Source organism: Streptomyces sp. NBC_00158, assembly GCF_045160885.1.
Taxonomy (GTDB): Bacteria; Actinomycetota; Actinomycetes; order Streptomycetales; family Streptomycetaceae; genus Streptomyces.
Genome location: NZ_CP108161.1, coordinates 946,510 through 966,259 on the forward strand (window position 1 = coordinate 946,510; position 19,750 = coordinate 966,259).

Here is a 19,750-nt window from a genome sequence, read left to right on the forward strand (position 1 = left end):
AAGAGGTGGGGTTGATGACCGTCGCAGTGGTCGCGGCCATGCGCAGCGAACTCCGGTACATCCCCGTTTCCTCCCGGGCGTCCGGCCGGGTCTGACCCCACACCGGTAAGACCTCGTCGGCCGGAGCCCCCGTTCAAGGGTTCACGTTGACCGACAACACCACTTCTTCCGCTTCCTCCTCCTCTTCCGGCTCCGACGACGGCGTCTTCGCCGCCTTCATGGAGCTGCACCGCGGGCTGCCCCGGCAGTCCCCCGGCTCCGACGACTCCACCCGTCACCTGCTCTCCCTGTGCGGTCCGCTGCCCGAGCGGCCGCGCGTCCTCGACCTGGGCTGCGGTCCGGGCGGCAGCGCCCTGCTGCTCGCCGCCGAGGCGGGCGGGGCGGGCCTCGCCGAGGTGAGCGCCGTCGACCTCCACGAGCCCTTCCTCGAAGAGCTGCGCGCGGCCGCCGCCGCCCGGGGCCTCGACGGGCGCGTGCGCACCGTGCGCGCCGACATGGGCGCGCTGCCCTCCGAGGGCTTCGAGGACGGCTCCTTCGACCTCGTGTGGGCGGAGGGCTCCGCCTACGTCCTCGGCTTCGACCGGGCGCTCGCGGAGTGGAAGCGCCTGCTGGCGCCCGGCGGACGGCTCGTGCTCAGCGAGTGCGAGTGGACCGCCGAGGAGCCCTCGGCCGGGGCCCGCGCCTTCTGGGACCCGCAGTACCCGCTGCGCTCCACCGCCCGCAACACCGCGGCCGCCCTGGCGGCCGGGTACCGGGTGCTCGGCACCCGGCTCCAGCCCGACTCCGACTGGGACGAGTACTACGGCCCGCTCGGCGAGCGGGTCCGGGCGGCCGCCCCCGCCTCCCCGGCGGAGGAGACCGCGCTGGCGTACGTGCGCGAGGAGCTCGCCGTACTGGAACGGCACGGGCACGAGTACGGGTACACGGGCTTCGTGCTGGCGCCGGTGACCGCCGGTGACGGGGACCGCTGGCGGTGCCGCCCCGAGGCTCCGGCCGACGCGGAGGCCGTACGGGCCGTCAACCTGGCGGCCTTCGGGACCCCGCTGGAGGCTGATCTCGTGGACGCGCTGCGCGCGGACGCCGACGCCTGGCTGCCGGGGCTCTCTTACGTGGCCGAGGGCCCGGACGAGAAGGTGGCCGCGCACGCGCTGCTGACCCGGTGCCGGGTGGACGGGGTGCCCGCGCTGGCACTCGCTCCGGTGGCCGCCGCTCCCGCCCTCCAGCGGTCGGGCGCCGGGAGCGCCGTCGTACGGGCGCTGCTCGCGGCCGCGCGGGAGGCCGGGGAGGCGCTCGTGCTGGTGCTCGGGCACCCCTCGTACTACCCGCGGTTCGGTTTCGTACCCGCTTCGGGGTTCGGGATCCGGGCGCCCTTCGAGGTGCCGGACGAGGCGATGATGGCCCTGGTGCTGGACGATTCGGTTCCGGTGCCGGCGGGCACGATCTCCTATCCGGCCCCCTTCGGGGTCTGATCCGCCGCTGAACGTCCGCCCCCCGCCGCTTATCACGCGGCGGGGGGCGGACATGCGCGGATCACCGAAGTGGGGACAAGCCTCTTTTGTACGGCAGACTGAAGGCCGAAGTCCGAAGCGAAGGATGGGTATGCCGACCACACCAGCCACCGACGCCACCAGCAGCGCGTCCGCCGGCACCGGAGCTCAAGAACCGATCATGCTCGAACTGGTCGACGAGTCCGGCAACACCATCGGCACGGCGGAGAAGCTCGCCGCGCACCAGGCACCGGGCCTGCTGCACCGGGCGTTCTCCGTGTTCCTCTTCGACCAGCAGGGCCGACTGCTGATCCAGCGGCGCGCCCTCGGGAAGTACCACTCCCCCGGCGTCTGGTCGAACACCTGCTGCGGCCACCCCTACCCCGGGGAGTCGCCGTTCACCGCCGCGGCCCGGCGCACCCATGAGGAGCTCGGGCTCTCGCCCTCGCTGCTCGCGGAGGCGGGTACGGTCCGCTACAACCACCCGGACCCGGATTCCGGGCTGGTGGAGCAGGAGTACAACCACCTGTTCGTGGGACTGGCCCGGCCCGTGCTGGACCCGGACCCGGAGGAGGTCGGCGACACCGCCTTCGTCACGGCCGACGAGCTGGCGAAGCGGCACGCGGAGCAGCCGTTCTCCGCCTGGTTCATGACGGTGCTGGACGCGGCGCGCCCCGCGATCCGCGAGCTGACCGGCGACGCGGCCGGCTGGTAGCCGCTGCGCCGTTCAGGTGCGGACGTCCGGGACGGCCGTCCCGGCGGCCGGGTCCCGGGGCCGGGTGCCAGGGGTCGGATCCCCAGGGGTCGGATCCCCGGTGGTCAGATCCCGGGAGCCGGGGCGGCGAGCGGCAGGGCCGCCCAGATCACCTTGCCGCCGGTCGCGGTGTGCTCCACGTCGCACACCCCGCCGGCCTCCAGGGTGATCTCCCGGACCAGCAGCAGGCCCCGGCCGCCGGTCTGGCCGAAGTCGGCCTCCAGCGCCTTAGGCCGGTACGGGTGGTTGTCCTCGACGGCCACCCGTACCCATTCCCGGCCCACCGCCACCTCGACGGCGACCTCGGGTGAGAGCAGGGCCGCGTGCCGGACCGAGTTCGTCACCAGTTCGGAGACGATCAGCAGCAGGGAGTACACCAGGTCCTGCTGGGCCGGCACCCCCTGGCGGCCGAGCAGGTCGCGCACCGCGCGGCGGGCCTGCGGAACGGATTCTTCAACCGCGGGCGCGGTGAAGCGCCACACTCCCTCGTAAGCGAGGGGGTCGGCCGGAGCCGACACCTCACCTCCCCCGGCCGGCGGGATGCTCCCGCTGTCGTCCATCTTCCGGCCCCCGTCTTCGCGCTCGATCGTCTCCACGTGTCAAGAGTGGGGAACACCCTGGTCCGGACCGCGCCGCTGACCAGAAGTCAGCGTCAATCGGACGCTTTCTGACCACTGGTTTATGACAGAGTCAGTTGTTGGTCTGTTCCTGATCCGGTGCGGGCCGTTTCCCGGCCGCCTGCGGCGTCCCGCCCACCGCGCCCGGCCCACCCGCCGCCTCATCGTCCCTGACCAGGCCGAGGATCCGGCGGGCACCCATGCCCAGCCCCACCAGGCTCAGCCCGTCGAACAGCAGGGCGAGCGAGAAGAAGGTTCCGATCACGTAGAGGCTGCTGCCGGGCCAGCTGGAGAGGATCAGGATGCCCAGCAGTAGCCCGAAGGCACCCTGGACCAGGGAGATCCCGAAGTTCGAGCCGCGCACCACCAGCGCGCCGACGAGACGGAACACCCCGCCGGTGAGGAACAGCAGGGCCGCGAACATGGTCAGGGCCTCGGCGCTCGCCTCCGGGCGGCGCAGGATCACGAAGCCCGCGGCCAGGTTGACGGCCGCGACGATGACCGCGAGCCAGAAGTAGTTCGTCCCCCTCGACTGCACGGCCTGCGCGAGACCGACGACGCCGCCGATGAGCAGCAGCCAGCCGAAGAGGAACATCGAGGTCAGGGTGGCCACGCCCGTGTAGACCAGGCCCACCAGGCCGGCCAGCACGAGGATCACCCCGAGCAGGGCCAGCAGGCCGAAGCCGCGCTTCAGCTGCTTCTTCTCCCGCTGTCGCGGGTCCGGGTCGCTGTGGTCGGCGCCCATGGACGTGCCACCTCCTCGGCACCCCCCGGGGTCGGACTCCCCTTGATCATAGGATCGGCCGCCCGGGATAGCATCCGGCGCATGGACGCAGCCCTCCACCACACGATTGCCGACGGGGTCGCCACCGTCGTCATCTCGCACCCGGCCAAGCGGAACGCCATGACCGCCTCGATGTGGCGGGCGCTGCCGGAGCTGCTGGAGCTGCTCGCCGGGGACGAGGCCGTACGGGTGCTGGTGCTGACCGGGGCCGGTCCGACCTTCTGCGCCGGGGCCGACATCTCCTCGCTCACCGGCGGGGACGACCCGCAGGCCCTGTCCGTGGCGGCGGAGGAGGCCCTCGCGGCCTTCCCCAGGCCGACGCTGGCGGCCATCCGCGGGTTCTGCGTGGGCGGCGGCAGCCAGCTGGCGGCGGCGTGCGACCTGCGCTTCGCGGAGGAGGGCTCGTCGTTCGGGGTGACCCCGGCGAAGCTGGGCATCGTCTACCCGGCCTCCTCCACCCGGCGGCTGGCCTCGGTGGTCGGCCCCTCGTGGGCCAAGTACCTGCTGTTCTCGGCGGAGTTGATAGGGGCGGAGACGGCCCTGCGGGCCGGGTTCCTGAACGAGCTGCTTCCTGCGGGCGGCCTGGAGGAGCGGGTCGCCGCCTTCGCCCGGACCCTGACCGCCCGCTCGCGGCTGACCCAGGCCGCCGCCAAGGAGTTCGCGGACGGCCGCACCGACCGGGACGCGTACTGGGCGGCCCAGGCCGCCGCGAGCGGCGACACCGCGGAGGGTGTCGCCGCGTTCCTGGAGCGCCGGGCCCCCGCCTTCGGCTGGCGTCCTAGCTGAGCGGGTTGGCGGCGCGCATCCGGGCCACCAGCTCGGCCGGGGCCTTCTCCGGGGAGCCGGCGTCGTAGGGCGGCTGCGGGTCGTACTCGCACAGCAGCTGCACGGCCTGGGCGTACTCGTCCCCGGAGATCCGGCCGAGCAGCCCCAGCCCCATGTCGATGCCCGAGGACACCCCGGCGGCGGTGACGTACTTGCCGTCGAAGACCACCCGCTCGCCGGTGGGCTCGGCGCCGAAGGGCACCAGCTTGTCGAGGTAGAGCCAGTGGCTGGTGGCCCGCCGACCGTCGAGCAGCCCGGCGGCGGCGAGGAGCAGCGAGCCGGTGCACACGGAGGTGGTCCAGGTGGTCGTGGCGTCCACGGCCCGCAGCCAGTCGAGCACGGCGGAGTTCTTCATCTCCACCTCGGGGTGCGGCCCGCCGGGCACGATGACGATGTCCGGCCGGGTCACCTGGTCGAGCGCCTTGTCGGCGACGAGCCCCAGCACCCCGTTGTCCGTCCGGACCGGACCGGGGCGCTCCGCCACGAACACGGTCTCGGCGTCGGGAATCCGGCTGAGGGTCTCGTAGGGCCCGACGGCGTCGAGCGCGGTGAAACGGTCGTAGAGCAGTACGGCGATCTGCATGGCTCCTCCGGAGCGGTAGGCCGCCCCTGTTCGGCGGGGCGGAAGCTTGTGTGCGGGCCGGGCGCCGGTACAACGCCCGCGACGCCCCCGGCGGCACGCCTTTTTCACGCGCCGCTCGCGCGGTGCGGCGCCGGGGCGGGGTCGGTTCGGGTGGCGGGTGCCGGTGGGTCGGGTGCGGGTGGGTGGGCCGCTGCGCGGGGCGGGGTCCCCTACCCTCCCCCAGACTCCGTCCGGGGGGGACCCCCACTTCCACCGTTCCCAGGGGCTCCGCCCCTGACCCCGGTACCGTGCGCTCCGCGCCCGGTGCGCTCAAACGCCGCGCGGGCTGGAAATTCGCTGCGCGAATTCCAGCCCCGCCTGGGGGCACCTCCCAGCGGTAGCTGGGGGAGTTTGAGGCGCTGGGGGTCTGGGGGCGGAGCCCCCAGAAGGGGTCCGGGCGCAGCCCGGGGAACGGGCGAAGGGCGGGTAGGGGAACCCGGCTCCGCGCAGCGGCAACGCACCCGCACCCGACCCACCGGCCCCAGCCAACGGCACCGGCCCGCACCCGACGGCCGGACCTCGGCCACGGGCACCGGCCCCGCCCAGCGGGCCGACGGACGGAGTCCGGCGCAGCGGCGCGAAGCCCGGGAAGCGCGCCGGCGCTGAGCGGCGCGAGCGGCGCGTCAAGGAGGGGACGGACGGAGTCCGGCGCAGCGGGCCGAAGCCCGGGAGGCCGCCTGCGGCCGAGCGGTGCGAGGGCCGCGTCAAGAAGGAAGGGCCCGGCGGCCGAAGCGGCGGCGGTATTCGGCCGGGGGTTGGCCCAGGGTTTTGACGAAGGCGCGGCGGAGTGCCTCCGGGGTGCCGTAGCCGCACGAGCGGGCGATCTGCGCGACCCCCTCCCCGCCCTCCTCCAGGAGCCTCCGCGCGTGTTCCACCCGTACCCGCTCCACGTACCGCCCCGGCGTCACCCCCGTCTCCGCCTGGAAGGCCCGCGCGAAGTGTCTCGGCGACAGCGCCGCCCGGGCCGCCAGGGCCTCCACGCTCAGGTCGCCGTCCGGGTGCTCGGTGATCCACTGCTGGACGTCCCGCAACGGCTCCCGCCTCGCCGTCTGCGCCGCGAGCTGCGCGCTGAACTGCGCCTGGTTGCCCGGGCGGCGCAGGAACACCACCAGGTGCCGGGCGATCACCAGCGCCGCGTCCCGCCCGAGGTCCTCCTCCACCAGCGCCAACGCGAGGTCGATCCCCGCGGTGACCCCCGCCGAGGTGGCGACGGGGCCGTCGCGGACGTAGATGGGGTCCGGCTCAACCGACACCCGGGGGTAGTCCCGGGCCATCCGCTCGCACACCGACCAGTGAGACGTGGCCCGCCGGCCGTCCAGCAGCCCTGCCTCGGCCAGCAGCAGTCCCCCGGTGCAGACCGACACCAGCCGCCCCGCGCGGCCCCCGTACGCGCGCAGCCAGTCGGTGAGCCTCGGTTCGAAGTCCGCCGTGTGGCGGCCGCCCGGCACCAGGAGGGTGGTCCCCTGGCCGGGACGGGCGCCCTCCAGGTCACCGTCCGGCAGCAGGGTCAGTCCGCTGCTGGTGCGTACCGGCGCGCCCCCGAGGGAGGCGGTGCGGATGGCGTACCCCTCCTCCCCCGGGAAGCGGCGTGCGCCGTCGAAGACCTCGACGGGGCCGGTGACGTCCAGGCTCTGCACCCCGTCGTAGAGGACGACGAGCACGTTTCGCGGTGACATGCCTCCATCCTGTGACCGGCGGCGGATGGCCGCAATGACGGCTGTCCCACCTATTCGGACACCGGCGGGGACGGGATGCGATCCTTGGGCGGTCCCGCCGCGCCGTCCGGAGTCCCGTCCTGAACACCGTCCTCGCCGAGTCCCTTTCCGTCGTCCTGCTGCTCGCCGTGCTCGCCTTCGCCGTGCTGCGCCCGCGCGGGCTCCCCGAGGCGGCGGCCGCCGTGCCGGCCGCCGGGCTGCTCGTCGCCCTGGGGGTGGTGTCGCCCGCCGACGCCTGGGCGCAGACGCGGGAGCTGCTGCCGGTGGTGGGCTTCCTCGCCGTGATCCTGGCCCTCGCCCAGCTGTGCGCGGACGAGGGGCTGTTCCGGGCCGCCGGGGCGGCCGTGGCCCGGCAGGCGGCCGGGCGGGGCGCGGCAGGACTGCTGGGCGGGGTGTTCCTGGTGGCCTCGGCGGTCACCGCAGCGCTGAGCCTGGACGCCACGGTGGTGCTGCTGACGCCGGTGGTGCTGGCGACCTCGGCCCGGCTGGGCGCCCGGCCCCGCCCGCACGTGTTCGCCACCGCGCACCTGGCGAACTCGGCCTCGCTGCTGCTGCCCGTGTCGAACCTGACGAACCTGCTGGCCTTCGCCGCGAGCGGGCTCACCTTCACCCGGTTCGCGGCCCTGATGGCGCTGCCCTGGGCGGTCGCGATCGCGGTGGAGTACGCGGTGTTCCGCCGTTTCTTCCGGGCCGACCTGGCGGCCCCGCCCGAGCACGGCCCGGAGGCGGCGGAGCCCGCGCCGGTGCCGCGGTTCGCCCTCGTCGTACTGCTGCTGACCCTGGCCGGCTTCGCCCTGGCCTCCCTCGCGGGGGCCAGTCCCGCCTGGGCCGCGCTGGCAGGTGCGGTGGCGCTGGGCGTACGGGCCCTGTGGCGCCGCGAGACGACCCCGCGGCGGCTGGCGGCCTCCACCGCGCCCGCGTTCTGCCTGTTCGTGCTGGCGCTGGGGGTGGTCGTACGGGCCGTGGTGGGCCACGGGCTCGGGGACGGGCTGGAGTGGCTGCTGCCCGACGGGGACGCGCTGCCCGCGCTGCTGGCCGTGGCCGGGGTGGCCGCCGTGCTCGCCAACCTGATCAACAACCTGCCCGCGGTGCTCGCGCTGCTGCCGCTGGCCGCGCCCGGCGGGCCGGGGGTGGTGCTGGCCGTGCTGATCGGCGTGAACATCGGCCCGAACCTCACGTACGTCGGCTCCCTGGCCACCCTGCTGTGGCGGCGGCTCCTGCACGCGCACGGCGAGGACGTCCGCCTCGGCGAGTTCACCCGGCTCGGGCTCCTCACCACGCCGCTCTCCCTCGCGGCGGCGGTCACGGCCCTGTGGGCGGGCCTGCGGCTGATCGGCGGGTAGGGCGGCGGCGCGCCGATAGGATCGGGGCATCATGACTGCAACCCTCGTCGCCAAGAACCTCACCGCCGCGCACGGTGAGCGCACGCTCTTCGCCGGCCTCGACCTCGTCGTCGCGCCCGGCGACGTCATCGGACTCGTCGGCGTCAACGGCGCCGGGAAGTCGACCCTGCTGCGCCTGCTCGCCGGGCTGGACACCCCGGAGACCGGTGAGCTGCGGCTCTCCCCGCCCGGCGCGGCCGTCGGCCACCTCCCGCAGGAGCCGGAGCGCCGCGAGGGCGAGTCGGTTCGGGAGTTCCTCGCCCGCCGGACCGGCGTGGCCGCCGCGCAGGCGGCGCTGGACGAGGCCACGCAGGGGCTGGTGGACGGCACCCCGGGCGCGGACGACGCGTACGCGGACACCCTCGACCGCTGGCTGGACCTGGGCGGCGCCGACCTCGACGAACGCGCCCAGGAGGTCGCGGACGAGCTGGGCCTGGCGGTGAGTCTGGACCTGCCGATGTCGGCCCTGTCCGGCGGCCAGGCCGCCCGCGCCGGCCTCGCGTCGCTGCTCCTGTCCCGCTACGACGTGTTCCTGCTCGACGAGCCCACCAACGACCTGGACCTGGCCGGTCTGGAGCGGCTGGAGCGGTTCGTGACGGGCCTGCGCGCGGGCACGGTGGTCATCAGCCACGACCGCGAGTTCCTGACCCGGACCGTCACCAAGGTCCTCGAACTGGACCTGGCCCAGCAGCAGATCAACCTCTACGGCGGCGGCTACGAGTCGTACCTGGAGGAGCGCGCGCGGGCCCGCAGCCACGCCCGCGAGGAGTTCGAGGAGTACGCGGACAAGAAGTCCGCGCTCGAGGGCCGTGCGCAGATGCAGCGCAACTGGATGGACAAGGGCGTGCGCAACGCCCGCCGCAAGTCGAGCGACAACGACAAGATCAGCAAGGCGCTGCGCGGCGAGTCCAGCGAGAAGCAGGCCGCCAAGGCCCGCCAGACGCAGCGCGCGATCGAGCGCCTGGAGGTCGTCGAGGAGCCCCGCAAGGAGTGGGAGCTGCGGATGGAGATCGCGTCGGCGCCGCGCTCCGGCTCGGTGGTCGCCACCCTGCGCGAGGCGGCGGTCGAGCGCGGCGACTTCTCCTTCGGCCCGGCGAGCCTGCAGATCGACTGGGCGGACCGGGTGGCGATCACCGGGGCCAACGGCGCCGGCAAGTCCACCCTGCTCGCGGTCCTGCTGGGCCGGCTGGCCCCGGACTCCGGCTCGGCGGTCCTCGGTTCGGGCGTCCTGGTCGGGGAGGTCGACCAGGCGCGCGGCCTGTTCCTCGGCGACGAACCGCTGCTGGAGGCGTTCTGCGCGGCCGTTCCGGACACCGAGCCGGCGGAGGTGCGTACGCTGCTGGCCAAGTTCGGCCTGAAGGCGGCGCACGTGCTGCGCCCGGCGGCGACCCTGTCGCCCGGCGAGCGCACCCGGGCGGCGCTGGCGCTGCTCCAGGGGCGCGGGGTGAACCTGCTGGTCCTGGACGAGCCGACGAACCACCTGGACCTGCCGGCGATCGAGCAGCTGGAGTCGGCCCTGGAGGCCTACGAGGGCACGCTGCTGCTCGTGACGCACGACCGCCGGATGCTGGACGCGGTGCACGTGACGCGCAGGCTGGAAGTCGCGGCGGGCAAGGTCACCGAGCTCTGAGCCCGCCGGGGGGGCGCGGCTAGAACTCGTCCGGGCCCTTGCCGTGCCGGCGGTGCCTGCGCGGCTCGCCGGGGTCCTGGTCCCGGCCGTCGGGGCGGTCGAGGCGGCTCGCCTCGTCCGTGTCCTCGCGCCGCACGGGTGCCAGGTCCGGCTCCGGCCCGGGTTCCCGGGACGGCCGGTCCCGCCGGACGTGCGGTTTGCGGTGGTGCGCCGCGTCCTCGCCGTGGAGCGGGACGCCTCCGGCTCCGCCTTGCTCGTCCATGACAGGTCCTCCTCACCCCCGGGCGGATGTCCCCCTCGCCAGGCTGCTGCCCGGACCCCGGTCGCGCAAACCGGACCGCTCAGTCCCGCCGGGCGGCCGGGGGACGCCGGTCGCGGGCCATCCGGCGCGCCACGAAGGTGCGCGGCAGGTGGCGGACCGCGAAGGCGTACGCCCGGTAGTGGCGGCCCGTGACGCTGATCGGGCGGCGGCGGGCGAGGTCGCGCAGGGCCTTGGCGACCACGGCCTCGGGCTCCAGCCAGACCGCGTCGCGCAGGGCGCTGACGTCCATTCCGGCGCGTTCCTGGAACTCGGTGCGGGTGAAGCCGGGGACGACCGCGAGCACGCGGACCCCGTAGGGCTCCATGTCGATCCGCAGGGACTCGCTGAAGGCGGTGATCCAGGCCTTGGCCGCCCCGTAGGTGCCGGTCGGGAGCAGGCCCGCGACGGAGGAGACGTTGAGCACGGCGCCCCGGCGGCGTTCGCGCAGGCCCGGCAGGAGCGCGTGGGTGAGCCGGAGCGGGACCTTGACGAGGAGGTCGAGCATCCGTTCCTCGTCCTCCACCGGGTTGTACGGGTAAGGCGCGGGCAGGCCGAATCCGGCGTTGTTGACCAGGACGTCGACGGGCCGCGCGGTGTCGGCGAGCCGGTCGGTGACGGTGGCGAGGGCGGCGGGGTCGAGCAGGTCGGCGGGCAGCACCTCGCAGACGGCGCCGTTGTCCCGGGCCAGTCCGGCGGCCAGGGCCTCCAGACGGCTCTTGTCCCGGGCGACGAGGACGAGGTCGCAGCCCTTGGCGGCGAAGGCCCGCGCGAAGGCGGCGCCGAGGCCGGCGCTGGCCCCGGTGATCAGTACGGTGGTGGGCACGTGTGCCGGCTCCCTGGTGGTTCGGTGGTTCAGGCCGTTCGGATGGTTCAGGTGGTTCGGGTCGTTCAGGCGGTGCGGGTCGTTCAGGCGGTGCGGGTGGCCGGGGCGAAGGCGGCGGCCGCGGGCGAGGCGTAGGCCTGGGCGACGTCCACCAGGAACCTGGCCTCGTCCTCCAGGTCCCCGCCCTCGGCGGAGTCCTGCATCACGGCCGGCAGGTCCAGCGCGGGGGCCTGCGGCGGCGGCTGGCCGGGCAGTCCGGCGAGCTTCACCCGCCGGGCCTCCTTCAGCACGCAGGCCAGCGCGGCGGCGGTGCGCCGCTGCTCGGGGACGCCCCGGCCGGCGACGTGGCCGCGGGCGAGCTCCGGGACGCCCGGGGTGACGTACTCCCCCAGGATCAGGATCGCGTCGCGGGTCTCGATGACCTTGCGGTAGACGAGCAGGTTGCGCGGCACGGGCGGCCAGAGCAGTTCCAGCAGCCGCCCGGTGCGGGGTTCGGTGAGGACCACGTACGGGACGGCCTGGACCAGGTCCCGCCACAGCGGCCACAGCCGCCAGGCGGTGGCGGTGTCGGCGAGGGTGCGGCGCAGCGCGAACGCGGTGGGCACGAGGATCGCGGCGGCGCGCAGCAGGCCGTGCAGGTTCATCAGCAGCGGCAGGGCGGGCATCGCCCAGGTGCTGCCGAAGAGGGCCTTGAGCAGGTACGCGAACCAGAACGCCCAGGCCAGTGCGGTGCCGAGGCCGAACAGCCGCAGTCCCAGGGCGAGTGCGCGGCTCTCCGAGCGGCGGCCGTAGCGCGAGCAGACGAAGACGCAGATGGTGTTGGCTATCAGGTGGGCGGAGATCAGCACGAGCCAGTACGCGAGGGAGGGCACCGGCAGTCCGGCGGCCGGGATGGCGTGCGTGCCGTGCCCGGCGGCGGCGGCGTCCAGGGTGATGAGGACGGCGAACCAGAGCACCGTGCCCGCCCAGGAGGCGAGTTGGAGCCTGCGTCCGCGGGTGGCGGCGGCGACGAAGTAGAGCACGGCGCCCGCCGACAGGACGCCGATGAGGTTGCGGACGATGCCGACGGTGTGGGCGTACGAGGGCTCGCGGCTCATGGCGTACGTGACGACGGCGGGCAGGTTCAGGGTCATCGCGGCGGCCGCGGTGGCGACGGCCAGCCACAGTCCGCGCTGTTCGGGGGAGCGCAGCGCGCCGGGGGCGCGGAGCAGGACGGCGATCCAGAGGCAGACCACGCCGGGGACGGCGAGCCAGTCGCCGGCGGCGGCGAGTTCAGCTGCCATCGCGGTGGCCCCGGACGTAGCCCATGGCGGACTCCAGGCGGGCCAGGGCTCCCCGGGGGGCGGTGCCGCGGCGGGGGTGGCCCGTGGTGGGGGTGCGGATGCGGATCATGCTCGCGAGCATCTCCGCCTCCTGCTCCTGGCGGGTGGTGTAGTTCGTGCGGCCGCGGACGACGGGGGCCCGGCCGTCGGTCTCCTCGCCCTCCAGGGAGTGGTGGCCGAAGAGGATGTGTCCGAGCTCGTGGAGCACGATGTGCTCCCGGTGCAGGGGGGTGGTCTGCGCCTCGTAGAACACGTAGTCCACGGTCTCGGTGCCGACCCACAGCCCGCAGACGCCTGATTCGGCGGCCTCCCTGGGCAGCGGGTGCAGCCGGATGGGGCGGCCGCGCCGGTCGGCCATGTGCGTGCACAGGCCTTCCAGGGAGAAAGGGGTCGCCAGGTCCAGGTGACCGAGAATCGTCTCGCACCGTTTGCGCAGGCTGAGATCCCGATAGGGCATGCGTTCCCTCTTCGGAGCCTTTCTCGGGCAGCGTCGGTAGGCGTGGGGGGTGGGCATCGGCATGGCGTCCTGTGCCTTGGGGCGGCCCCGGGGCGGGTGGTCCCGGAGGAGGAAAAAGGGGGAACGCCCGTCCGCGCGTGCGAACGGGCGTTCCGTCATCCCTACCGATCATTCCGGGGAGTTGGCAAGGAGGTTCCCCCGGCGGGGTGGCTATTCGGCCACTCCTGCCGGTGGCGGTCCCCGGGCCGTGCCCCGGCGTGCCGTTACCGGCGCCCCCGGCCCTCCTCGGGTCCGGTCAGGCCGGCCCGGCGCAGGGCGTCGGCCATGGCGCTGTTCGCGGGGGCCGGGGCGCCGGAGCGCTGCCCGCCGCCGCCCTGGCCGCCCTGGCCGCCCTGGCCGCCCGCGCCCTGGCGCCGGCCGTCGCCGCCGCCGCGCCGGCCCTGCCCCTGCCCCTGCCCCTGCCCCTGGCCCTGGCCCTGGCCGCCGCGTTGCTGCGGGGGCCGCCCGCCGCCGCCCCGGCGCTCGCCCTGGCGCTCGTCCCGCTGCCGGGGCGCGCCGGCGCCGCGCTCGGCGCCCGCCTCGTCCTCCAGCCGCAGGGTGAGCGAGATCCGCTTGCGCGGGATGTCCACGTCCATGACCTTGACCCGGACGATGTCGCCCGGCTTCACCACGTCGCGGGGGTCCTTGACGAAGGTCTTCGACAGGGCCGACACGTGCGCGAGTCCGTCCTGGTGGACGCCGATGTCGATGAAGGCTCCGAAGGCGGCCACGTTGGTGACCACCCCTTCGAGGATCATGCCGGGCGCCAGGTCGCCGATCTTCTCGACGCCCTCCTTGAAGGTGGCCGTCTTGAAGGCGGGGCGCGGGTCGCGGCCCGGCTTCTCCAGCTCGCGCAGGATGTCGGTGACGGTGGGCAGGCCGAACGCCTCGGTGACGAACTGCTCGGGCCGCAGCGAGCTCAGCACGGAGGTGTTGCCGATCAGGGCCGCCACCTCGGCGCCCGCCGCCTTGCCCATGGCCCGGACCACGGGGTACGCCTCGGGGTGCACGCTGGAGAAGTCCAGCGGGTCGTCCCCGCCCCGGATCCGCAGGAAGCCGGCGCACTGCTCGTACGCCTTCGGACCGAGGCGCGCCACGTCCTTGAGGCCCTTGCGGCTGCGGAAGGGGCCGTTGGCGTCGCGGTGGGCGACGATGTTCTCGGCGAGGGTGCCGCTGATGCCCGACACCCGGGAGAGCAGCGGGGCGGAGGCGGTGTTGACGTCGACGCCGACGCCGTTCACGCAGTCCTCGACGACCGCGTCGAGCGAGCGGGACAGCTTCACCTCGGCCAGGTCGTGCTGGTACTGGCCGACTCCGATGGACTTCGGGTCGATCTTGACCAGTTCGGCGAGGGGGTCCTGGAGGCGGCGGGCGATCGAGACGGCGCCGCGCAGGGACACGTCCATGTCCGGGAGTTCCTGCGAGGCGAAGGCCGAGGCGGAGTACACGGAGGCGCCGGCCTCCGAGACCATCACCTTGGTGAGCTTCAGCTCGGGGTGGCGGGTGATGAGGTCCCCGGCGAGCTTGTCGGTCTCGCGGGAGGCGGTGCCGTTGCCGATGGCGACCAGCTCGACCGCGTGCTCCTTCGCGAGGCGGGCGAGCTTGGCGATGGACTCGTCCCACTTGTTGGCCGGGACGTGCGGGTGGATCACGTCGGTGGCGACGACCTTGCCGGTCGCGTCGACGACGGCCACCTTGACGCCGGTGCGGAAGCCCGGGTCCAGGCCGAGCGTGGCGCGGGTGCCGGCGGGAGCGGCGAGCAGCAGGTCGCGCAGGTTGGCGGCGAAGACCCGTACGGCCTCGTCCTCGGCGGCGGCGCGCAGCCGGGTCCGCAGGTCGATGCCGAGGTGTACCTGGATCTTGGTGCGCCAGGCCCAGCGGACGGTGTCGGCGAGCCACTTGTCGCCGGGGCGGTCGCGGTCGGCGATGCCGAAGCGGCGGGAGATCAGGCCCTCGTACGTGGAGGGTCCGGGGATGTCGGAAGGCTCCTCGGGCTCCAGGTCCAGGGAGAGGACGTCCTCCTTCTCGCCGCGCAGCATGGCGAGGACGCGGTGCGAGGGGAGGGCGGTGAAGGGCTCGGCGAAGTCGAAGTAGTCGGAGAACTTGGCGCCCGCCTCCTCCTTGCCCTCGCGGACCTTCGCGGCGAGCCGGCCGCGGCCCCACATGCGCTCACGGAGGTCGCCGATCAGGTCGGCGTCCTCGGCGAACTTCTCGGTGAGGATGGCGCGGGCGCCCTCCAGGGCCGCGGCGGGGTCGGCGACGCCCTTGTCAGCGTCCACGAACGCGGCCGCGGCGGCGGCCGGCTCGACGGACGGGTCGGTGAGCAGGCCTTCGGCGAGGGGTGCCAGGCCGGCCTCGCGGGCGATCTGGGCCTTGGTGCGGCGCTTGGGCTTGAACGGGAGGTAGATGTCCTCCAGCCGGGCCTTGGTGTCGGCGGCGGCGATGCGGGCCTCCAGCTCGGCGTCGAGCTTGCCCTGCTCGCGTACGGAGTCGAGGATCGCGGCGCGCCGGTCCTCCAGCTCGCGCAGGTACCGCAGCCGCTCCTCCAGGGTGCGCAGCTGGGCGTCGTCGAGCATCTCGGTCGCTTCCTTGCGGTAGCGCGCGATGAACGGCACGGTGGAGCCGCCGTCGAGCAGCTCGACGGCGGCCTTGACCTGCCGTTCCCGTACGCCGAGCTCCTCGGCGATCCTGCCTTCGATGGACATGGTCACTGTGCGGTCCCGCCTGCCTTCGTGCGTTTGCGTGGAAGGCTGTCAATTGTGGCAGGTACCGGTGACGGTCGCGGGGAGCCCCTCGGTCCTTTCCGGTCAGGTGATGGATTCGCCGTCGTAATCGCCCTTCACACAGATCCACAGGCCGGAAGCGGAGTCGTACTCCACCGTTCCGCCGCCGTGCACACAGGTCGGGCCGTCGATGACGGGTGTGGCGGCTTGCGCGGTGGGGCCCATGGCGCCGAGAGCTGCCAGGAGCGCGGCGGCGAGAAGGCCGAAGAATCGTGTACGCATGGGAGCTCCTCTGAGGACGAGCGACACGGACACGCCATCACCAGTTTCTCCCCAAACCACATCCGGCGCACCCCGGTTGGGCGTGCCCCCGGTGCGGGGGACGCGCTCCGCCTCCGGGGGCGCCGACGACGGACACGCGGCAGGCTGGTCCCATGGCGAACACACCCGAGGTATCCGTGGGTGCGCCTGACTGCCTCGGCTGGAGAAAAGTCACGGTCAACGGCAAGACAGCGGGCAAGGCGCGGTCCCTGGTGGAATTCCAAGAGCTCCTGCACCGTGCGGGGCTGTCCTGCGGGCACCCCGCCCATTGGCGCGGCGGAGACAGCACGGTCTGGCCGGACCGGACCGTACAGCGGCGAACGGTCGGCGGTCTCATGTTCGCCGGGTTCATCGCGACCGCCTGCCTGCTCGCCTGGATCGGCTGGATGGACTGCCGCAACGCCCTCACCTTCGGCGGCAGACTGGCGGGATATTCCGTGCTGGCCGCGGCTTTGGTGGAGTTGGCTGCCGCGGTGGCCACTCTCGACTACTGGCACAAGCGGGAGAAGGTCTATTCGGGGGTGGTCGTCCTTGCCGGAGTGGTGATCGTCTTCCTCTGCAGCTCCTCGCTGCTCCTCCTGCAGAGGGGCGAGTACTTCACCGGCTGGACCGTGGTCGGAATATCCTTCCTCGCCGGGTCGGTACTCGCCGGGATCGAAATCATCCGGTGCCGGGCGTGGAAGGGACTGCGCCACCCCAAGCGGATCGCGATCGGCGCCCTCATCCCCACCCTGCTGGCCAGCATCAACCTGGCGTACTCGCAGGTGTACGTCCCCTACGCGACCATGCCGTTGATAACGAGCGGCGCCGAGATCACGGGGGCGACCCGGGCCTCCCAAGGGGCGCCGCTGCACGTCACGGTCCACGTGTACGTGAAGAACGACGGGCGCGTGCCCGTCTACGTCCTCGGCAGTATCTACTGGATCCACGGCGGGACCGCGAGCGACATGTCCAAGGACGAATCCACTGCCGACACGCTGATATACGACGGTGAATTCGTCACGCCGGCGGGGCGCGAACTGAACCCGGGGGAACTGGTCGCACAGGACGTGGTCATCGAGATCGACAATCTCAGGAACCTCAAGGATCCGAACAGGGCCAATTTCGAGGTGCTCAAGGCTCAGACCGAGGCGTATGTGATCAGGAGGGACAGGATGACCCTGGCCCCTGAGTACGAACAATCCCGGGCGACCATGAAGGTACTCCAGAGAGAGGGCAAATGGCGCCCGGAAGAACCCGAGAACGCGCAATACAGAAATGATTCCGACATATCGAACAGCAGCGAGATCCTCAACATCGCCCGAGGCCGGCAGCACATCAACGTATGGCGGGTCCCCAGTGGCGACCGCTCACGCATAGACGTCGCCATATCGCCACCCGGCACCAAGATCGCCTTCGATCCGCAGAACCCCCATTACAACAAGCCGCTCATCGACAAGTACGGCCTCTCGAAGATCCGCGGCTCCGGGGACCAGGCACCCTACGAGGAGCTCCTGGACAAGGCCCGCTCCACCGAGGAGAGCTCCTCGGGCTCGTAGCCGCGCGGCGCGGGCGCCGTGCCGCGGAAGGCGGTCCAGGAGCGGCCCAGGCGGGCCGTAAGGGCTTCCAGGCGGGCCTGCGGGAGGGTGAACGGCAGCCGGACGTACGCGTCGTGGGCGCCGGAGGGGTCGGTGGCCGAGCCCGGGACGAGCTCCACCCCGTGGCGCAGTGCCACGCGCGCGAAGACCGACGCGTCCGCCCCGTCGGGGAGTTCGAGCCACAACGCCCCGCCGCCGTCGGGCCGTCGCCACCGCCAGTCGGGCAACTCCGCCCGCAGGAGGGACTCCAGCAGGGCCAGGCGCTCCCGCAGCACACCCGCCCGCCTTGCCCGCAGCGCGTCCACGCCCGGCAGCAGCCGCGCGGCCAGCGCCTGGTCCAGCAGCGGACTGCCCAGGTCCGCCAGGGCCTTGAGCCGGGCCAGCCGCTCCACCACCGCGGCCGGCCCCCGCACCCAGCCGATCCGCAGCCCGCCCCAGGCGGCCTTGGCGAGCGAGCCGACGCTCAGCACCTCCGCCCCGGCGGGGGCGTACCGCGCCACCGGGCCGGGCTCCGGGACGTCCCAGAGCAGGGTGTCGTAGGCCAGGTCCTCCACCAGCGGCACCCCTTCCCGCGCGCACAGCTCCGCGGTCCGCAGCCGCCGGGCCGCCGACATCAGCACCCCGGTGGGGTTGTGGTAGGTCGGCGTGACATGGGCCAGCGCCGCTCCGGGCAGGGCCCGCGCGAAGTCGGGCACCCGCACCCCGTCCCCGTCGAGCGGCACCCGCCGCAACCGGGCCCCGGCGGCCAGCAGGGCGTCCAGGCAGCCCGGCCAGGCGGGGCTCTCGACCACCACCGGTGACCCCCGACGTACGTACAGCTGCGCGACCAGCGCCAGGGCCTGGGTGGCGCCGGTGGTGACCAGGACCTGGTCCGGCGTGGTCCGCAGCCCCTGCCCGGTGTACCGGTCCGCGACCGCCGCCCGCAGCTCCGGGAGTCCGCCGGGGTGGTAGCCGGCCTGCGCGAGCAGCGGTTCCAGCCCGTCCGCCAGCAGCCCGGTCAGGGCCCGCCGCACCTCCGGGGCCGCGCCTTCGGCCGCCACGGCGAGGGAGATCACCTCCACCGGCCCGTCCACGAGCCGCTGCACCAGCGCGGCCCCGGTGCCCCCGCGGACCCGCCCGTCGGCAGGCCGCAGCTCCGCCCGCGGCAGCCCGGCGACCCGGGTCCCGCTGCCCCGGCGGCTCACCGCCAGGCCGGCGCCGCGCAGGGTGTCGTAGGCGTCGGCCACGGTGGCCCGGCTCACGCCGAGCGCGGCCGCCAGGGGGCGTTCGGCGGGCAGCCGGTCCCCGGGCGCGAGGTCGCCCGAGCGCACGGCCGCCCCCAGGGCCCCGGCGAGGCGGCGGTAGAGCGGCCCCGGGCCGGCGGTCCAGCCGCCCAGCACCCCGTCCAGGTCTCCCGCGGTCCACGCACGCGCGGCGGAGCGGTCCACTCGTCCCCCCATTGGCCCGGGTGCCGTGCACCCTTTCCGGCCAGCCTAGACGCATGGACACCAGCACCCTGCTCGGCTTCGTCGCCGCCTCCGCCGCCCTGATCCTGCTGCCCGGGCCGAACCTGATCCTGATCGTCACGCGGGCCGCCTCCCAGGGCCGCCGGGCGGGCCTCGCCACGGCGGCCGGGGTGGAGACCGCGACGGTGGCGCACCTGGCGATCGCCGTCTCGGGGGTCGCGCAGCTGCTGAACCGCTCCCCCGCCGCCTTCGCGGCCTTCAAGTACGCTGGCGCGGCCTACCTGCTCCACCTGGGCGTACGGGCCCTGCGCCGCGGCCCGTCGGCCCTCGCGGCCGACGGCGCGGAGGTCCCCGTACGGCTGGGACGCGCGTACGCCGACGGGCTGCTGGTGAACCTGCTCAACCCCAAGGTCACCCTGTTCTTCCTGGCGTTCTTCCCGCAGTTCGTGAGCCTGGGCGCGCCCGATCCGCAGGCCCGGATGCGACTGCTGGGGGCGGTGTTCCTGCTGCTCGGCTCCCTCGTCGACGTCGTCTGCGCCTGCTCCGGCGGGGCCGTCAGCCGGTGGCTGCGGCGCAGCCCGAGGGCGCTGGCCCGGCAGCACTGGGCGGTGGGCGCCGTCTACCTGGCCCTCGCCGCACTGGCCGCCCTGCCCGGCGGAGCATGAGCCGGCCGCGTTCCGCAAGGCCGCCGATCGGGCCACTCTGCGCCGTGCGCGCCCCCGCCACTCCGGGGACCTCCCGGGCGGCCGGAAATCGCCCCGCCACGCGGCGGACACCGCCCCCGTAGCGGGGCCGGCGGCGCACGGGTGTCCGAATCCCGTCCCTCTTCTGACGCATGGTCAACACGCGCACCCACCCGGCCGAACCGGGGAATCGTCCCGTCCGCCGCCGGATCCGATGACGGACTCCCAGGTCAGCCGCCCCCT

The 19,750-nt window shown here is 74.0% G+C and carries 18 protein-coding genes; 7 read left to right on the forward strand and 11 right to left on the reverse strand.

Annotation, left to right across the window (positions count from 1 at the left end):
• Positions 1-218: 218 nt before the first annotated feature.
• Complete coding sequence (locus OG553_RS04280; RefSeq protein WP_405982955.1) at positions 219-1,469, forward strand: GNAT family N-acetyltransferase; 1,251 nt, start codon at positions 219-221, stop codon at positions 1,467-1,469.
• 130 nt (positions 1,470-1,599) lie between these two features.
• Entirely contained in the window at positions 1,600-2,202 is a 603-nt protein-coding gene (gene idi, locus OG553_RS04285) for an isopentenyl-diphosphate Delta-isomerase (protein WP_405977671.1), read from the forward strand.
• Positions 2,203-2,306: 104 nt separating this feature from the next.
• On the opposite strand, the gene OG553_RS04290 is transcribed toward idi, so the two are convergent.
• Positions 2,307-2,801, reverse strand: a complete 495-nt coding sequence (locus OG553_RS04290) for an ATP-binding protein (RefSeq protein ID WP_405982956.1) — start codon at positions 2,799-2,801, stop codon at positions 2,307-2,309.
• A 130-nt stretch (positions 2,802-2,931) separates the two neighbouring features.
• Positions 2,932-3,603, reverse strand: a complete 672-nt coding sequence (locus tag OG553_RS04295; protein WP_405977672.1) for an HdeD family acid-resistance protein — start codon at positions 3,601-3,603, stop codon at positions 2,932-2,934.
• Between the two features lie 81 nt (positions 3,604-3,684).
• Between OG553_RS04295 and OG553_RS04300 the strand changes: the two genes are divergently transcribed.
• Positions 3,685-4,428, forward strand: a complete 744-nt coding sequence (locus OG553_RS04300; protein ID WP_405977673.1) for an enoyl-CoA hydratase/isomerase family protein — start codon at positions 3,685-3,687, stop codon at positions 4,426-4,428.
• Here the strand turns inward: OG553_RS04300 and OG553_RS04305 are convergent.
• Positions 4,421-5,050 carry a DJ-1/PfpI family protein gene (locus OG553_RS04305; protein WP_405977674.1) on the reverse strand — a complete coding sequence of 210 codons (630 nt, stop codon included), beginning with the start codon at positions 5,048-5,050 and terminating at the stop codon, positions 4,421-4,423. The two genes, OG553_RS04300 and OG553_RS04305, sit on opposite strands and share 8 nt — an antisense overlap.
• 743 nt (positions 5,051-5,793) lie before the next feature.
• Entirely contained in the window at positions 5,794-6,765 is a 972-nt protein-coding gene (locus tag OG553_RS04310) for a GlxA family transcriptional regulator (protein ID WP_405977675.1), read from the reverse strand.
• Between the two features lie 167 nt (positions 6,766-6,932).
• On the opposite strand from OG553_RS04310, the gene OG553_RS04315 reads away from it, so the two are divergent.
• A complete protein-coding gene (locus OG553_RS04315; protein WP_405977676.1) occupies positions 6,933-8,147 on the forward strand; it encodes an SLC13 family permease in 1,215 nt (404 codons plus the stop codon).
• Between the two features lie 31 nt (positions 8,148-8,178).
• The gene (locus OG553_RS04320; protein WP_405977677.1) at positions 8,179-9,816 is read left to right on the forward strand and encodes an ABC-F family ATP-binding cassette domain-containing protein; all 1,638 of its coding nucleotides are present in this window, start codon (positions 8,179-8,181) and stop codon (positions 9,814-9,816) included.
• Positions 9,817-9,835: 19 nt separating this feature from the next.
• Here the strand turns inward: OG553_RS04320 and OG553_RS04325 are convergent, their stop codons facing one another.
• The 6 genes from OG553_RS04325 to OG553_RS04350 all read right to left on the reverse strand — a co-directional run bounded on the left by OG553_RS04325 (position 9,836) and on the right by OG553_RS04350 (position 15,763).
• The gene (locus OG553_RS04325) at positions 9,836-10,078 is read right to left on the reverse strand and encodes a hypothetical protein (RefSeq protein WP_405977678.1); all 243 of its coding nucleotides are present in this window, start codon (positions 10,076-10,078) and stop codon (positions 9,836-9,838) included.
• A gap of 79 nt (positions 10,079-10,157) precedes the next feature.
• Positions 10,158-10,940: an SDR family NAD(P)-dependent oxidoreductase gene (locus OG553_RS04330; RefSeq protein WP_405977679.1), complete on the reverse strand. Its 783-nt coding sequence runs from the start codon at positions 10,938-10,940 to the stop codon at positions 10,158-10,160.
• 83 nt (positions 10,941-11,023) lie between these two features.
• Positions 11,024-12,223 (reverse strand): MAB_1171c family putative transporter, encoded by a 1,200-nt coding sequence (locus OG553_RS04335; RefSeq protein ID WP_405977680.1) that lies wholly within the window; start codon positions 12,221-12,223, stop codon positions 11,024-11,026.
• The gene (locus OG553_RS04340; RefSeq protein ID WP_405977681.1) at positions 12,213-12,719 is read right to left on the reverse strand and encodes a hypothetical protein; all 507 of its coding nucleotides are present in this window, start codon (positions 12,717-12,719) and stop codon (positions 12,213-12,215) included. The genes OG553_RS04335 and OG553_RS04340 overlap by 11 nt, the downstream gene beginning before the upstream one ends.
• Positions 12,720-12,982: 263 nt before the next feature.
• Positions 12,983-15,469, reverse strand: coding sequence for a Tex family protein (locus OG553_RS04345; RefSeq protein WP_405977682.1), 2,487 nt, complete (start codon positions 15,467-15,469; stop codon positions 12,983-12,985).
• A 96-nt stretch (positions 15,470-15,565) separates the two neighbouring features.
• On the reverse strand, positions 15,566-15,763 hold the full coding sequence (locus tag OG553_RS04350) for a hypothetical protein (protein ID WP_405977683.1): 198 nt from the start codon (positions 15,761-15,763) through the stop codon (positions 15,566-15,568).
• Positions 15,764-15,915: 152 nt separating this feature from the next.
• Here OG553_RS04350 and OG553_RS04355 point away from each other — a divergent pair, with 152 nt between their 5' ends.
• Positions 15,916-17,340 carry a hypothetical protein gene (locus OG553_RS04355; RefSeq protein ID WP_405977684.1) on the forward strand — a complete coding sequence of 475 codons (1,425 nt, stop codon included), beginning with the start codon at positions 15,916-15,918 and terminating at the stop codon, positions 17,338-17,340.
• Here OG553_RS04355 and OG553_RS04360 read toward each other — a convergent pair.
• The gene (locus OG553_RS04360; RefSeq protein WP_405977685.1) at positions 17,283-18,806 is read right to left on the reverse strand and encodes a PLP-dependent aminotransferase family protein; all 1,524 of its coding nucleotides are present in this window, start codon (positions 18,804-18,806) and stop codon (positions 17,283-17,285) included. The genes OG553_RS04355 and OG553_RS04360 overlap by 58 nt on opposite strands.
• 53 nt (positions 18,807-18,859) lie before the next feature.
• Between OG553_RS04360 and OG553_RS04365 the strand changes: the two genes are divergently transcribed.
• Positions 18,860-19,489: a LysE family translocator gene (locus OG553_RS04365; RefSeq protein WP_405977686.1), complete on the forward strand. Its 630-nt coding sequence runs from the start codon at positions 18,860-18,862 to the stop codon at positions 19,487-19,489.
• The last annotated feature ends 261 nt before the right edge of the window (positions 19,490-19,750 follow it).